This is a genomic window from Planococcus soli (assembly GCF_016881065.1).
Classification (GTDB): Bacteria; Bacillota; Bacilli; order Bacillales_A; family Planococcaceae; genus Planococcus; species Planococcus soli.
On sequence record NZ_WXYN01000007.1, the window covers coordinates 192683 to 206725 of the forward strand.

Sequence of the window (14043 nt, forward strand, 5' to 3'; positions counted from 1 at the left end):
GAAAAGCGGAAGCAGATCAAGTTAAAAATGAAGACAAACGTCTTTTTCGATTCATATAACTGGGGGCAATATGGCTTTTTGCACGTTCCAGAGATTTTATGCACGCTCAATTGAATTTATGCACGCTCAGCAAAATTTACGCACGCTCGCGAAAATTTATGAACGTTCACTAGATTTTATGCACGTTTGGCCCTCTTGCACACCTTCTTCCAGATTCGATCATAAAAAAAATGCAGACACCCCGAAATGGGAAGTCTGCATTTTCTTTATCATTATTCCTGCTGTGTATAAATGACAATCGCATCGCGCAGGAATTGTGCAGCTCCGGGGTGTGCTTTGTCGTAATACGCAGCAAACCGCTCATCAGCCACATACATTTCGGCGAGTCCCTGGTGCGCTTCTTTGCTGTAGGATGGCCATGTAAAGCCCAGCCATTGGCGATGCAGATCAGCAGTCTGTTGAGCTGCATCGCTTGATGGATCTCCTGTTTTCACAGCATCTGCCAAACTGGCCAATACCCGTTGTTCCAGGCGTGTGAATTCCTGGTATTGCTCTTCACTCATATTCAACATTTTGGCATTGGACTGGTCAACCAATTCATCGCCATATTTGCTTCGTATTTCACTGCCATACTGCTGTTCGTTGTCATCCACCAGCTTTTGTTTAAAGCCCTCGAATTTTTCTTTATTAGCCATCTTACTCTCTCCTTTTTTTGCAGAAATGGTTTTTTCCACATTGGTAATCAGGAGGTCTAGTTGCATGCGTTTGATGATTAGTTTTTTTCGATGTTCTTCTAAAGCTTCGGCATAGTCGAAATCGGAATCATTAACGATGGTTTTTATTTGTTCCAGCTCCAGTCCAAGTTCGCGGTAAAACAGAATGTGCTGCAGCTTGTCCACTTCCCGCTGACCATAGATCCGATAACCCGCTGAACTTTTTCTTGCCGGCTTTAACAAATCGATTTCATCGTAGTAGCGCAGGGTCCGCGTGCTGATTCCGGCCAAGTTCCCCAGTTTTTGAATCGTATATTCCATATCTCCACCTCCTGATAAACCCACTATATACCTTGACGTAGCGTCAAGGTCAAGCGGTATCATCAAGTTAATTGCTGTTCGGCAAACTCACGGTAAAGGGAGTGGGAGACAGTCAACTCCCGGTGCGTCCCGATTCCGGTCACGTGCCCTTTTTCAATAAAAACAATTTTGTCCGCATCAACGATCGTTGACAGCCGATGGGCAATCACTAAGGTTGTGCGCCCTTCCATCAACCGGCTTAACGCCTGCTGAACAATGCCCTCTGACTGACTGTCCAGGCTTGCGGTCGCTTCATCCATCATTAAAATTTTGGGATCGCGCAAAAAGGCTCGTGCAATAGCGATGCGCTGACGCTGGCCGCCTGATAATTTGACGCCCCGCTCTCCAACTTCCGTATCCAGCCCGTCGGCAAAGCCTCGGATGAAATCTTCCGCGTAAGCCATACGCGCCACCCGCCAAAGCTCTTCAGCTGAAATCGTTTCCGAATCCGGCAAACCATAAGTCAGGTTTTCACGAATGGTTCCGCCCATCACGGCACTTTCCTGTGAAACATAACCGATTTGATCCCGCCATGAAGCGATTGAGATCTCATTGATTGGGATATTTCCGATTGTAATGTTGCCGGATAACGGCTCATAAAATCGCTCGATCAAACCAAAAACGGTCGTTTTCCCACCACCGCTGGGTCCCGCAAACGCAATCATTTCACCGGGCTGCGCTTCGAATGATACATCCGTTAAGACCGGCTCCCCTTTGTCATAAGCAAAGCTCAACCCGTCCAACCGCAACGCTTTACCTGCAATATCCATATCAGGCTTTTGCTGCTGTTCTTCCAGCGGCAGATCGAGTATGCCAATAATGCGTTCTGTTGCGCCTTTGGCTTTTTGAAGCTCTGTAAAAAATCGGGCGAACGTTGCCATTGGGACAATAATCTGGAATAAATACAAGAGAAAAGCAACGAGCGAACCTGTCGACATCTCACCATTTGCCACCCGAATTCCGCCATAGCCAATAATCGACACAATCACCACCATGACTACCAAGTACATCAAAGGGGCAATCAACGCGTAAATTTTCGCTTCTTTCATGCCAAGCGTAAATAACTTGTGAATTCCTTGTGTGCCTCTCGCTTCTTCCGTAGCTTCTGCTGTCGATGATTTCATTAAACGGATTTCACCCAGTGTCTGCTGAACGTGGCCTGTAAAATGAGCAGTCTCATCCTGCAGGTTCCGTGAAATCTTGGCCATCTGGCGTCCAAGGGGAATCATCACTGCAATCGTCAAAGGCACCGCCAACATCATGACCAAAGTCATCTTCCAATCCAAAATGACCAAGATGATCACTGCACCCACAATAGAAATGATGCCTGTGACGAATGATGGAAAATGATCCGTTATTAAATTGCGGACGATCCCAGTATCATTGACGACCCGGCTCACCGTTTCCCCGCTCGAATGCTGATCGAAATAACTGACGCGCAGCCGGATCAACTGGGCCCACATCCGTTCTCTTAAACCCGCGACTACCCGCTGTCCAACCATGCTCAACAAATAAATCGAAACGCCATTGATGACGGCTTGGACAATAAAAGCAGCGCCGATTCCAGCTATCAAAGGAGCACTTAACGAGTCAAAGGAAAACCCATCGACCAGGTTTTTCGTCAATAGCGGAACTACTAGCCCTACAAGTGTGGTAATCAAACTGGCAAGCAGACCGACAGCCAGCGCCAGCTTTGGAATCTTCAGCGATAATAGCAGCGAAACAAACGGCTTAAGACCCGTTTCCTTGTTTTTCTTTTTCATCGTAAAGCTCCTGTTCTATGAATCGCATTAAGCGAATTTGGCGTAAATGCATGTATCCGTCAACCGCTTGCCATCTACTGATCGTTCATCATTCCTCAAGATCCCTTCCAATGCAAATCCAAGCTTTTCGGGAATTGCACGGCTTTTGAGGTTTTCTGCATCGCATTGGATTTCCAGGCGATTGCACTTCAGCGTCGCAAATGCCAGCTCGGTCAATGCCGAAACAGCCTCCGCCATATAGCCTTTTCCAGTCATTCTGGAATCCAGCCAGTAGCCAATTTCCATTTTCGGCACGTCCCATTCGATGCTGTGAAAGCCGGTGCTGCCGATAAAACTACCTGTCTCTTTATCAAAAACCAAGTAGCGCAAAACTTCCTTTTTCATAAAACTTAAATGCGATTCCAACTGATTGATTTCCGTATCTTGCGGAGACGGCTCTTCCTGCGCAAATCCAAGCCACGGTTTTAAGTCATCAAGAGAAGCGTGAATGGCCTCATTAACAATTTTCCCATCCCCAGGCATCGGCATCCGCAGCAGCAAACGCTTTGTTTTTAGTTCGGTCGGTACTTCCGGCAATTCAATCGTCATATGGCATTCCCCTTTACTCAGGTATATTGGACTTTTTTCAGTTTCTAATTTTACTAGAGATTACGAAGCAGCAACTATTTTTCGGTCACGCGGCAGCCACAGGCCGACTAAGGCAATAATCGGCAGGAATGAAACGACCACCATGGTCTCGTAGACACCGATGGAATCCATCAAAATCCCGATCACGACAGCTCCGATGGCACCCATGCCAAAAGCCAAGCCAACGGTCAAACCGGCCATCGTGCCAATTTTACTGGGTACGAGTTCCTGTGCGTAGACGACCGTAACGGAAAAACTCAGCATGATGAAAAAACCGATCAATGCCAGGAAAAACAAAACGGCGTAAAGCGGCAAGTATGGCAACAAAGCGGCCAGCGGAATCGGAACAATGATTGACAGCAGAATAACATTCTTGCGTCCGATCTTATCCGCCATCGGTCCCCCGAAAAATGTACCTGCAGCACCGACACCGAGAAACAAGAAGACATACAGCTGCCCTTGCTGAATTGTCAGGCCATAGGATTCAATCAAATGAAAAATATAAAAGCTTGTCATATTGGTCACATAGAAAGAACGGGCAAAAATAATGATCATCAAGAGCGCCAAAGCGATTCCCACCTGTTTTTTCGTCATTTCAGGCAATGAAGACAGCAGCACCTTTTTGACTTTTTGAAGCTTTTCCTGCTCCAGCTGCTGCTTATACCAAATAGAAATTCTCGACAGAATAAAAATACCGAGAGCGGCTACAAACAGGAACAACGCTGCTCCGATTTGTCCCAGCGGCACTAAAATGAAGGCACTGATCAATGGCGCAAGCGCCTGTCCGGAGTTTCCGCCGACCTGGTAAATCGACTGGGACAAACCGCGTTTGGACCCAGCTGCCATATAGGAAACACGCGAGCCTTCGGGATGGAATACAGCAGAACCCAGGCCAAGGAAAATGACCGACACAAGAATCATCCAATATTCCGGAGCAAACGCCAGTCCGGCAATTCCGATAAATGAGCTGGTCATGCCAAGCGGAAGCGCAAAAGGCATCGGCTTTTTATCGCTGATAAATCCCACGACTGGCTGCAGCACGGACGCTACGATATTCAGCACAAAAGCGATCAAGCCCAATTGCGTAAACGTTAAGCCGAGATCCGCTTCGAGAATTGGAAACATTGCCGGAATCACCGACTGCAAAGAATCGTTCAGCAAATGGCAGCCGCCAATCGCGAACATTACAGGATAAACCGGATTTCCGGCCAGTGAAGAAGAACTTATCGCTTTCGCCATGGTATAACCTCCGATACGGGTCTATAACTTACAATAATTTCATTATAGAGGAGTTGGCTATCTTTCGTTAACAAAAATAAAAACACCTGCGGGAATTCCCACAGGTGACTGACTAACAGTTTTTTATACGGCTATTACGCAGCTGAAGGTTTCAGCTGCTGCCAGTTTTCCAGGCGTCTGTCTAAAATAAAGTTGCCGAACGGCACGAATGCCGAAATAACGGCACCAACCGAGAAGCGGAACGGCCATTTGTAGATAAATGTCATATAGATGGTTATTAAAATATAGATACTGAACAAGGCTCCGTGAATAGGCCCAACAACGCTGACCGCTTCCGGAAACCCAAAGAAATATTTCAACGGCATCGCAATAAAGAGCAAAATCAATAATGAGCCGCCTTCAAGCAAGCCCATAAAACGAAATGTTCCCAACGCATTCTTAAACATCGACTATCCCTCACAATCTGCTTCCATTATAAAAGCAGGGCCGAACACTGTACAGGGATTACCCGAAAAATCGACATCGGTTTCATAGCAGCGCACAAATTTCCGACACAAACTTGAATCCATCATGTTTTCTTAGCCCAATTTCACCAAAAGAACTTTGAGGTAATCGCCTTCTTTAAATTCTTTTTGCACGCGGAAGTCACTCGGCAATGTAAATTCTTCCACAATGCTGTATTTTCCGCCAAGCTCTTTAAAGGCCTTGTCGATAAACCCTTTGAATTTCTTCATTCCAAAAGAGGCGCTGTTTGTCGAAGCAACAATGACGCCATTTTTTTCCGTGATGGCAATCGCTTCCTTCATCAAGTTCGTGTAATCCTTTGATGTGCTGAACGTGTATTTTTTTGAACGCGCAAAGCTTGGTGGATCCAATATGACTACGTCGAATTTCAATTCTTTCCGCTTGGCGTATTTGAAATAGTTGAACACATCCATGACGAGGATGTCCTGAGTTTCGAAATCGATGCCATTGACGCTGAATTGCTCGATCGTCTTGCTGGAGCTTCTTTTTGCCAAATCGACACTCGTCGTTTTAACCGCTCCACCGAGTACTGCCGCTACCGAAAAAGCGCCTGTATAGGAAAAGGTGTTGAGCACGGTTTTGCCTTTGGCATATTTCTGCTTGATGGCATTCCGGACATCCCGCTGATCCAGGAAGATTCCCGTCATTGCCCCGTCGTTCAAGTAAACAGCAAAGTTCACGCCATTTTCTTTGACGATCATTGGAAATTCCCCGCGCTCACCCGTAACGAAATCATCTTCTTCGATATACTGGCCTTTTGTGTCAAAGCGTTTTTTCTGGTAAATGCCTTTGCAATCGGCCACATTCTGCAACGCCGCAATTACATGGTCTTTAAAGGTATAGACTCCTTCGCTATACCAGCTGATCAAATAGAATCCATTGTAATAATCGATAATCAAGCCGCCGAAGCCATCGCCTTCACCATTAAAGACTCGGAAAGCAGTCGTCTCTAAATTGCTGAAAAAAGATTGTCTACGGCCGATAGCTGCTGCCAGTTTGCGCTCAATAAAGCCCTGGTCGACAATATCGTTTTCCTCGCGCGTCAATACCCAACCGTATCCCTTATTTTGCAGTCCGTAATAGCCTTTTGCCAAAAAGCGGCCCTGCTTATCGACCAGTCTCAAAATGCTTCCTTCGCTTTTTAAAACTTCCGGATTTTCCAAAGCTTCTTTAACAACCAATGGATAGCCCTTGGCATATTCCGCTTTGTATTTATCGTTTATTTTAATTGAAATTTCCGATTTCATCAGTTCTCATCCTATCTGTAAAACACCATTTTGCTTTATAATTAGTGTATACGATAGCTGATCCGATTCCCAGCCTTGCCATATGAATATTTCCAAGACTACTTTAGGAGGCTTTGCCATGAGACAGAAATTCCATGTCTACAATATCCTTCTGACCACGGGGGAATACCTGGAGAATATACGCATCGAAGGACCTTTGGAAGACCATTTCTCAGGAGTTGCCGTCAGCCTGTTTCCCGTAAAGGACGTTGACGGGAAAACCATGGTCTTGAGTATTTTTCATATCGTCAAAGCGGATTTGATTTCAGTAGAAGAATAAAATGGTTGCCAGAAAAAAAGCGCTTTGCATCCATCATGCAAAGCGCTTTCCCTTTATTCCAGAATCCATTCCCAAGCTTCGTTCATTTCTTCCATTTGGAAATGCTTGACCTTGAGTTTTGGCAGCAATTTTTCCATTTCTGCCAATTGCCCTGTCAAATGAGTAGAGCTGACCACCGCGAATTTATGAAACTGGTTCCAGGCATCCATATTCACTTGCATGCTTTCTCCAAGACCAGTAAAAGCAGAACCTTCCACTTCGTTTATCACAGCATAAATATTGAACTTGCCTTTGTCCGCAAATTTATCCTGGATGATTTTATTGATTTTTACTGCATCTTCTTTTGTCGCGGTTCCTTCAAATTCCATTGCAATCGTTTCCGTATCCTTACTTGGCACAAATGATAGCATAATTTTCCTCCTCTGATTTAGTTACTAAAACGGTTCATTCTTTTACCCAGCTCCATGCCAGCTCTATTTCATCCATAAAAAAATGCCGAGCTTGGATGCCGGGAAGAAAATTAGCCAGGTCCGTCATCGTTTCGAGAAAGCTCTTTTCACTAATGACGGCCAACTTATTGTATTGGCCCCAGTGCTTTATATCGATTTTGGCCTCTTCCAGCAGTGCTCCGGCCGTTGGCATCTTTGCCTGCTCCACAATGGCTAAAGCATTGAATTGCTGATCTTTGGGGAATTGTTCCTCAACTGCCTCTTTCAGTTGAAGCAAGTCTTCTTTTGTCACTGTTTCAGTGATTTTAAAAGCGATTGTTTGCGAATCCTGACTCCGAATAAATGACAGCATGAGGCTCTTCCCCCCTCCAAATTTAGTATTACACTCCTTATTCCCTATTTGACTTTCAGCAAACAGCCACGTAGCAAGCTTTTTAAGTTGTTCACTGATATATTGCATGAAATATTTTATTAGCTGTCTGAATTGATGTATAATGGCATTAAACTTGCAGTAAAAAAGGAGCGCTTGCAATGCCAATTCCCATCAATCACTCAAAGCCTGTCCGTGTCTCAGCTAAAGAAAGTGCTTATCTACAATTACAGCAGTGGATTATTGACGGCACATTACAGCCTGAAGAAAAATTAGTCGATACGGAACTGGCACAAGCATTGAGCTTGAGCAGAACCCCGATTCGTGAAGCACTTCAATTATTGGAAGTCCAGGGATTTGTTGAAATGTTTCCTGGCAAAGCAACACGTGTGACGACCATAAAACCAGATGATCTCAAGCATCTGCTGCCGCCGCTTGCTGTTTTGCAGGCTCTTTCAGCAGAACTTGCCATCCCCAACCTCGATGAACATATTTTTGGGTTGCTGGAAGAAACCAATCAACGATTCATCGAAGCTATCGATAGACGCGACGGTTTTTCCGCACTTAAAATCGATCAGGAATTCCATCAAATTATCGTCGATGCCGCACATAACCCATATATCCATTCAATCCTCAGCAGCCTTCAGTCTCATGTGAGAAGACAATTTTTCCATCATTCACTCATGTTGACGAAGAGTTCTTACGATGAACATGTACAGATTATCCAAACTTTAAAAGAAAAAGATCCAGAGAAAGTCACAGGACTTATGAAATCCAATTGGGTCCGCACGATAGAAGAACTGTCAGCCGAAAAGAGTCTGTAGGCTAACAAAAAAAGCTGCATCAAAAGCGAGGGGGCTTTTGATGCAGCTTTTTTTATTTGGGAGGCTGGCCCAGTTTTCAAGAAACCAGCCCAAAGCCACTGCGTTTATACGTTGTGCTGTGCAGTCTGAACCTTTACGTTCTTTTTGCTGCGGGCAATGACTGTTGTAATGGCAATGACGATCAACGCTGGCAAGAGCCATCCAAGTCCGTTGCTATAAAGCGGCAGAATAGTTGAGTAAAAATCGATAATCGATTGCAGCCATGCCGGATTTTCGACACCTAATGAAGAAGTGAGGGTTTTCAATCCATCAATGATGCTGATAAAGAATGTCACGATGATCGTAGACACATAAACCAGCTGTGCATGTCTAAATAACGGAGACAAAAATGCCAGCATGATCAATACGATAGCCAATGGATACAGGAACATCAAAACAGGAATTGAATAAGTAATAATATTCGCAAGCCCTGCATTGGTGACAACCAACGAAAAGACAGAGAAAATAACGACGTATGTCTTGTAACTGATTTTCGGCGTCAGTTTATGGAAAAACTCGGCATTGGCAACCGTTAAACCGATGGCCGTTGTCAAACACGCGAGAATAATGATGACTGCAAGCAAGGTCGCACCAAACGTTCCGAAATAATACTCGGAAGCTCCACTCAAGACAGGACCGCCTGTTTCCATAAGACCCAGTGCGCCTGTACTGGTCGAGCCAAGATAGGCAATTCCTGTATAAACAATAGCCAGCAAAGCTGCAGCTACCACGCCACTTTTCAAGGTAGCCATCAAGACGCCTTTAGGTGAATTCACACCCAGTTTGCGGACAGCGGAAATTACGATGATCCCGAAAACTAGAGACGCGAGCGCGTCCATGGTGTTATAGCCTTCCGTAAATCCTGTAAAGAATGCACCGCTTGTGTAAGCCGGCTGCGGCGCTTCCTGGCCGCCCATTGGATTCACAAAAGCCGCGACCAATAATACGCCCAAGGTTACCAGAATAGCTGGTGACAGGATCTTTCCGATACTGTCGACCAATTTTGTCGGATTCAATGATACTAACAAAGAAATCCCGAAAAACAGGAGTGAAAACACCAGTAAACCAATCGTTGCATTCGCGGTTCCAATAAACGGAGCCACGCCTACTTCATACGAAACCGCACCAGTTCTTGGTAACGCGAAGAAGGGCCCAATTGTTAAGTACAGCAGCGCCGTAAAGACTAAACCGTAAACCGGATGCACACGGCTTGATAAATCCTGCAGATCGTTGCTTTTCGAATAACCGATTGCCAGGATTCCAAGCAAAGGCAAGCCGACACCTGTAATCAAAAACCCGAATATCGCTATCCATACATTCGTTCCTGCATATTGTCCCAGCTGAGCCGGAAAGATTAAGTTTCCTGCTCCAAAAAACAGCGCAAACAACATCATCCCTACTACCGCGTATGACTTAAATGACAACTTACTATCCATTTCTGTTTCCTCCTATAAAATAAAAACCACTGATTTTTTCTTTCTGATGTACAATTTTAATATAATACATTTTTTAATGAAAAATGTATGCGATATATTGCATAAAGTAATAATACAACATTTACTTTAAAATGCAAGCTTTCTAAAACAAGATTTTTTTAAATTCTGGCTATTTCATGAACTTCCATTTCCATGTTGTTTTCTCAATATAGTATCTATGCTTTTAGCTGTATAAATAATCATACCGCTATAATTACAAACTGCTCTATACTAACGTTATTCCGCCAATCGTACGTCATCTACAATTAATATTCTATCCACCGAAAATACATTCCAAATCTTCTCATCAATATTTATTTTTTCGTTGGAGGAGTGAAGAATCTGCTCTCGCTTTTCAAATAAAATGCTGTAAAATAGCTTATTATGGAAAGAACAGGGTTTTATCTTATTACTAACCGGAAGGCGGCGTTCATTTTGAAAGTTATTCATATCCTTCTCCAGCTCATCGCCATCACCGGCTTTTATCTATTAGGTGAAGCATTACAGGATTTTTTCAATATTCCACTGCCCGGCAGCATTATCGGCTTCCTGTTGCTTTTTGTTGCACTCTTCCTGAAAATCTATCCGTTAAAGTGGATTGATTCAGGTGCCCATTTTCTGCTTGCTTTTTTATCCCTTTTCTTTATTCCCGCTACTGTCGGCATTGTTGAATACGGGGAGCTGTTTTCCGGAAAAGGCATTTTACTGATCCCCATTGTCATGGCCAGTACCTTTCTCGCCATGGCTGCTTCGGGCTGGGTCAGCCAATTTGCGGCCAAAGCCCGCGCTGAACGAAAGGAGCGGTCGTAATCATGGAATTCACTCTTGCTGCCGTTTTTTTCGCTGTATTGACTGTTGCTGTATATTTATTGACCAACTTTATGTATTTAAGGTATCGAAAGACCTTATTGAATCCAGTACTTGCTTCCACAGCCATCCTTTCTTCTATTTTAGTGCTTGGCAACATCCCTTACGATACCTATATGGAAGGCGGGAGTTGGATTGGCACATTCTTGGGACCGGCAGTTGTCGCATTGGCAATTCCTCTCTACAAACAGAAAGACCTGCTTTTCGCTAACCTGCTTCCTATCATTTCCGGTATCGCTACAGGCGTCGCAGTTGGCATGGCAAGCGGAATTCTGTTTACGCAGCTGTTCCGCTTTTCAGAAGAGCTGATCCTGACAGTATTGCCGAAATCATTGACGACACCGGTTGCCATGCAAGTCGCCAGTAACCTCGGCGGCATCCCATCACTGGCTGCGGTGTTTGTCATGGTGGCGGGTTTTACCGGCTATATCATCGGTCCAGTCTTTTTGAAATGGCTGCATATTGACTCGGCGATTGGCCGAGGCATCGCCCTTGGCACTTCCGCCCACGGCATGGGTACCGCAAGAGCCTTTGAATATGGACAGCAGGAAACGTCCATGAGCTCTGTGGCGATGACCTTGAGCGCGGTGCTTGGTGCCTTATTGGGACCTGTAGCTGCCTGGCTGCTGCTCTTGTAAAAAGACAAAGAACCCTTTTCCATCTTTCTTGGAAAAGGGTTCTTTGTCTGCTTTTCTATCTACCTATATCCCTGCGGTTAAATCCAATCATGCCAATCATCATCAGAACTGCAGCAACTACAATCAAGATGCCTGCGTTGAGAAAATCTATTTCCTCAATCGGAATTTCAGAGACATAACCATACGGAGTCAGTTTTGCTACCCATTCCGGAAACTGGAACAACCCCCCTAAATAAATCACGAAAAATGAAAAGGCTAAATACAGCCATACCATACTTGCTGCATTTGGAGCCCAGCCAATCAGCAACATTGCTACCCCAATCATGGCCAGCATTGCCGGCAAATAAGCCAGCCCGGCACTATAGAACATGCCAAGCGGAAGCTGCTCTTCCATCATGGCATTCCCTACTAAGCCCAGACCCAGTGCTGCTAAGGACAGCATGATAAACCCAGTGACAATGGCCATCGCGAGATAGCTGCCCATCAGTCTATTTCTGGAAACAGCCCGGCTCAAGATATGTTCGAGCCGCCCATTTTTTTCTTCCGTTTTCAACTTTAGAATTGCCATCAGGACGGGAATCGTTCCGAGTATCGCCATTACCGCCATCAGGACGGGAATGAATTGTTCTGTCAGCGAAAAACCCTCTGCTTGAGCAATCATTTGCTGCATCAGATCGATATCTTCAAAAAACGATTCCAGATCTCCGAGAACGGAACCATAGGAAGCACCGATCAGCAGGATTCCAGCTCCCCAAGCGATTAATCCAGTTCGCTGAAGCCTCAAAGCAAGCCCAAACGGACTAAGAAGTGATTTTGAAGCCTTGCCTTTCCCTGGACGCGAAGGCAGAAAACCAGATCCCAGGTCCCGGATGGAATTGAGATACAAAGCCAAAACCATCAACACGAGCGCTCCCGCCACCGTTATCAAAATCGGCCACCAATAATTATTGACGTAAGCTTCAGACCGCAAAATCCAATTGAGCGGGGAAATCCAAGACAGTGCTTCATTTGTTACATCCCCGATGGCCCGGATCATATAAGCAAACAGCAAAACCGCAATCGATAAGCCCAGTGTATTTCTGGAATTTGGCGACAGCTGGGCACAGACCGCAGCAACACCCGCAAAAATCATGCCGCTGGCGCCCAGGGCAGAACCATACACCAGTGATCCTTCGAAATCCATACTTTCAATGCCCAAAACAGTCAATGAAAAAGCGGTCAGCAGCGCCAGAACGATATTGGCACCAATCAATACCAGTAAAATCGATAATAGATTCGACAGACGCCCTACCGGCAAAGAGCGGATCATTTCAATGCGTCCATCTTCTTCATCTGTACGGGTGTGGCGCGTCACCAGCAAAATGCTCATCAAGCCGACCACTACCGCTGTCATCAGCAGCATTTCGTGCGCGGTCATGGCTCCGACCGTATAATTGTCCAGGCCGTACCCCGGTCCAACCATCGCTGTCATTGCTGGATTGCGCATAGTTTCAGCCATTGCCTGCCGTTCTTCTGCATTCTGATACAATCCAACAAAAGCCAGAGCGATGATGGCAGAAATGGCGGCAAAAGACACCAGCCAAATCGGCAGGCGCAAACGGTCGCGGCGCAAAACAAAACGCATCAACGTTCCTGTACCGTCAAAAAGATGTCGGGCCATTAGGATTCGCCTCCTGCTCCTGATTCCACCGCTTGGTCCGTTCCTTCGTAATGGCGCATGAACAGCTCTTCCAAAGTTGGTGGGGAGCTTTCAATGCGGGTCACTCCGAACTGGCTGACATAGCGGATGACTTGATCCACTTCTCCTGCATCTACCTGAAAAGACAAGGCCTGGCCTTTCTGCTGGATGCCACTGACTCCTTTAAATCCTTCCAGGGCTGGAATCGGCTCTCTCGTTTCCACCAGTAAAATTGTACCCGTTAAATGGCGCAGTTCTTTCAGTGTACCTGTCTCAATGATTCTTCCTTCGCGAATGATGGCTACTTTGTCACAAAGCTTTTCAACTTCAGATAAAATGTGGCTGGAAAGGAGAATGCTTTTCCCCTGTTTTTTTGCTTCGATGACGTATTCCTGAAAAACCCGTTCCATCAAAGGATCCAGTCCGGAAGTCGGTTCGTCCAATATATACAGATCAACGTCTGACGACAGTGCCGCGATTAAAGCCACTTTTTGCCGGTTTCCTTTGGAATAGGTACGGCATTTTTTGGTCGGGTCCAAGTCGAATTTGCGGATCAATTCCTGGCGCCGCTCCAAATTATTGCCGCCGCGCAGCTTGATGAACAAATCGATGACTTCACCGCCGGTCAGGTTTGGCCATAAATTGACATCTCCCGGAACATAGGCAACACGTTTGTGGATTTCCACGGCATCTTTCCAGGAATCCTTACCGAAAATTTCAGCACGCCCTTCCGTTGCCTTTAAAATGCCGAGAAGAATGCGCAATGTCGTAGACTTCCCTGATCCATTGGGTCCGATAAACCCATAGACCTCTCCTTCTCCCACCTCAATGTTTACTCCGTCCAATGCCGCAAAGTCCCCGAATTTCTTCGTCAGGCCGATCGTTCGCAAAACTGTCATGGATCTCCCTC

General features: G+C 45.6%; 15 protein-coding genes. 4 read left to right on the forward strand and 11 right to left on the reverse strand.

Features of this window, described 5'->3' with window-relative positions; translation table 11 throughout:
• Positions 1-272: 272 nt before the first annotated feature.
• The 6 genes from GJB59_RS03315 to GJB59_RS03340 all read right to left on the reverse strand — a co-directional run bounded on the left by GJB59_RS03315 (position 273) and on the right by GJB59_RS03340 (position 6474).
• On the reverse strand, positions 273-1034 hold the full coding sequence (locus GJB59_RS03315) for a MerR family transcriptional regulator (RefSeq protein WP_142827540.1): 762 nt from the start codon (positions 1032-1034) through the stop codon (positions 273-275).
• A gap of 62 nt (positions 1035-1096) precedes the next feature.
• Positions 1097-2836 (reverse strand): ABC transporter ATP-binding protein, encoded by a 1740-nt coding sequence (locus GJB59_RS03320; protein ID WP_142827541.1) that lies wholly within the window; start codon positions 2834-2836, stop codon positions 1097-1099.
• 27 nt (positions 2837-2863) lie between these two features.
• On the reverse strand, positions 2864-3424 hold the full coding sequence (locus GJB59_RS03325; RefSeq protein ID WP_142827542.1) for a GNAT family N-acetyltransferase: 561 nt from the start codon (positions 3422-3424) through the stop codon (positions 2864-2866).
• A 60-nt stretch (positions 3425-3484) separates the two neighbouring features.
• Positions 3485-4702 (reverse strand): MFS transporter, encoded by a 1218-nt coding sequence (locus GJB59_RS03330; protein WP_185960023.1) that lies wholly within the window; start codon positions 4700-4702, stop codon positions 3485-3487.
• Positions 4703-4836: 134 nt separating this feature from the next.
• Positions 4837-5148, reverse strand: a complete 312-nt coding sequence (locus GJB59_RS03335) for a DUF3817 domain-containing protein (protein ID WP_142827543.1) — start codon at positions 5146-5148, stop codon at positions 4837-4839.
• Positions 5149-5280: 132 nt separating this feature from the next.
• Positions 5281-6474 (reverse strand): class I SAM-dependent rRNA methyltransferase, encoded by a 1194-nt coding sequence (locus tag GJB59_RS03340; RefSeq protein ID WP_142827544.1) that lies wholly within the window; start codon positions 6472-6474, stop codon positions 5281-5283.
• A gap of 118 nt (positions 6475-6592) precedes the next feature.
• Here GJB59_RS03340 and GJB59_RS03345 point away from each other — a divergent pair, with 118 nt between their 5' ends.
• Positions 6593-6793, forward strand: coding sequence for a hypothetical protein (locus tag GJB59_RS03345; protein ID WP_142827545.1), 201 nt, complete (start codon positions 6593-6595; stop codon positions 6791-6793).
• A gap of 53 nt (positions 6794-6846) precedes the next feature.
• On the opposite strand, the gene GJB59_RS03350 is transcribed toward GJB59_RS03345, so the two are convergent.
• Both GJB59_RS03350 and GJB59_RS03355 read right to left on the reverse strand, forming a co-directional pair.
• Positions 6847-7203 (reverse strand): SpoIIAA family protein, encoded by a 357-nt coding sequence (locus GJB59_RS03350; RefSeq protein WP_142827546.1) that lies wholly within the window; start codon positions 7201-7203, stop codon positions 6847-6849.
• A 34-nt stretch (positions 7204-7237) separates the two neighbouring features.
• The gene (locus GJB59_RS03355; protein ID WP_185960024.1) at positions 7238-7594 is read right to left on the reverse strand and encodes a SpoIIAA family protein; all 357 of its coding nucleotides are present in this window, start codon (positions 7592-7594) and stop codon (positions 7238-7240) included.
• 179 nt (positions 7595-7773) lie between these two features.
• Here GJB59_RS03355 and GJB59_RS03360 point away from each other — a divergent pair, with 179 nt between their 5' ends.
• Positions 7774-8436 carry a GntR family transcriptional regulator gene (locus tag GJB59_RS03360; protein WP_142827548.1) on the forward strand — a complete coding sequence of 221 codons (663 nt, stop codon included), beginning with the start codon at positions 7774-7776 and terminating at the stop codon, positions 8434-8436.
• Between the two features lie 104 nt (positions 8437-8540).
• On the opposite strand, the gene brnQ is transcribed toward GJB59_RS03360, so the two are convergent.
• The gene (gene brnQ / locus GJB59_RS03365) at positions 8541-9911 is read right to left on the reverse strand and encodes a branched-chain amino acid transport system II carrier protein (protein WP_142827549.1); all 1371 of its coding nucleotides are present in this window, start codon (positions 9909-9911) and stop codon (positions 8541-8543) included.
• A gap of 474 nt (positions 9912-10385) precedes the next feature.
• On the opposite strand from brnQ, the gene GJB59_RS03370 reads away from it, so the two are divergent.
• Together GJB59_RS03370 and GJB59_RS03375 are read left to right on the forward strand one after the other, a co-directional pair.
• A complete protein-coding gene (locus GJB59_RS03370) occupies positions 10386-10760 on the forward strand; it encodes a CidA/LrgA family holin-like protein (protein WP_142827550.1) in 375 nt (124 codons plus the stop codon).
• A gap of 2 nt (positions 10761-10762) precedes the next feature.
• Positions 10763-11455, forward strand: coding sequence for an LrgB family protein (locus GJB59_RS03375; protein WP_142827551.1), 693 nt, complete (start codon positions 10763-10765; stop codon positions 11453-11455).
• A 55-nt stretch (positions 11456-11510) separates the two neighbouring features.
• Here GJB59_RS03375 and GJB59_RS03380 read toward each other — a convergent pair whose 3' ends face one another.
• Together GJB59_RS03380 and GJB59_RS03385 are read right to left on the reverse strand one after the other, a co-directional pair.
• On the reverse strand, positions 11511-13115 hold the full coding sequence (locus tag GJB59_RS03380; protein ID WP_142827552.1) for an ABC transporter permease: 1605 nt from the start codon (positions 13113-13115) through the stop codon (positions 11511-11513).
• On the reverse strand, positions 13115-14032 hold the full coding sequence (locus tag GJB59_RS03385; protein WP_142827553.1) for an ABC transporter ATP-binding protein: 918 nt from the start codon (positions 14030-14032) through the stop codon (positions 13115-13117). The genes GJB59_RS03380 and GJB59_RS03385 overlap by 1 nt, the downstream gene beginning before the upstream one ends.
• Between the last annotated feature and the right edge of the window lie 11 nt (positions 14033-14043).

Coding starts and splice junctions, on each gene's coding strand:
- GJB59_RS03315 (WP_142827540.1), bottom strand. CDS start 1,034: ATGGAATATACGATTCAAAAACTGGGGAACTTGGCCGGAATCAGCACG.
- GJB59_RS03320 (WP_142827541.1), bottom strand. CDS start 2,836: ATGAAAAAGAAAAACAAGGAAACGGGTCTTAAGCCGTTTGTTTCGCTG.
- GJB59_RS03325 (WP_142827542.1), bottom strand. CDS start 3,424: ATGACGATTGAATTGCCGGAAGTACCGACCGAACTAAAAACAAAGCGT.
- GJB59_RS03330 (WP_185960023.1), bottom strand. CDS start 4,702: ATGGCGAAAGCGATAAGTTCTTCTTCACTGGCCGGAAATCCGGTTTAT.
- GJB59_RS03335 (WP_142827543.1), bottom strand. CDS start 5,148: ATGTTTAAGAATGCGTTGGGAACATTTCGTTTTATGGGCTTGCTTGAA.
- GJB59_RS03340 (WP_142827544.1), bottom strand. CDS start 6,474: ATGAAATCGGAAATTTCAATTAAAATAAACGATAAATACAAAGCGGAA.
- GJB59_RS03345 (WP_142827545.1), top strand. CDS start 6,593: ATGAGACAGAAATTCCATGTCTACAATATCCTTCTGACCACGGGGGAA.
- GJB59_RS03350 (WP_142827546.1), bottom strand. CDS start 7,203: ATGCTATCATTTGTGCCAAGTAAGGATACGGAAACGATTGCAATGGAA.
- GJB59_RS03355 (WP_185960024.1), bottom strand. CDS start 7,594: ATGCTGTCATTTATTCGGAGTCAGGATTCGCAAACAATCGCTTTTAAA.
- GJB59_RS03360 (WP_142827548.1), top strand. CDS start 7,774: ATGCCAATTCCCATCAATCACTCAAAGCCTGTCCGTGTCTCAGCTAAA.
- brnQ (WP_142827549.1), bottom strand. CDS start 9,911: ATGGATAGTAAGTTGTCATTTAAGTCATACGCGGTAGTAGGGATGATG.
- GJB59_RS03375 (WP_142827551.1), top strand. CDS start 10,763: ATGGAATTCACTCTTGCTGCCGTTTTTTTCGCTGTATTGACTGTTGCT.
- GJB59_RS03380 (WP_142827552.1), bottom strand. CDS start 13,115: ATGGCCCGACATCTTTTTGACGGTACAGGAACGTTGATGCGTTTTGTT.
- GJB59_RS03385 (WP_142827553.1), bottom strand. CDS start 14,032: ATGACAGTTTTGCGAACGATCGGCCTGACGAAGAAATTCGGGGACTTT.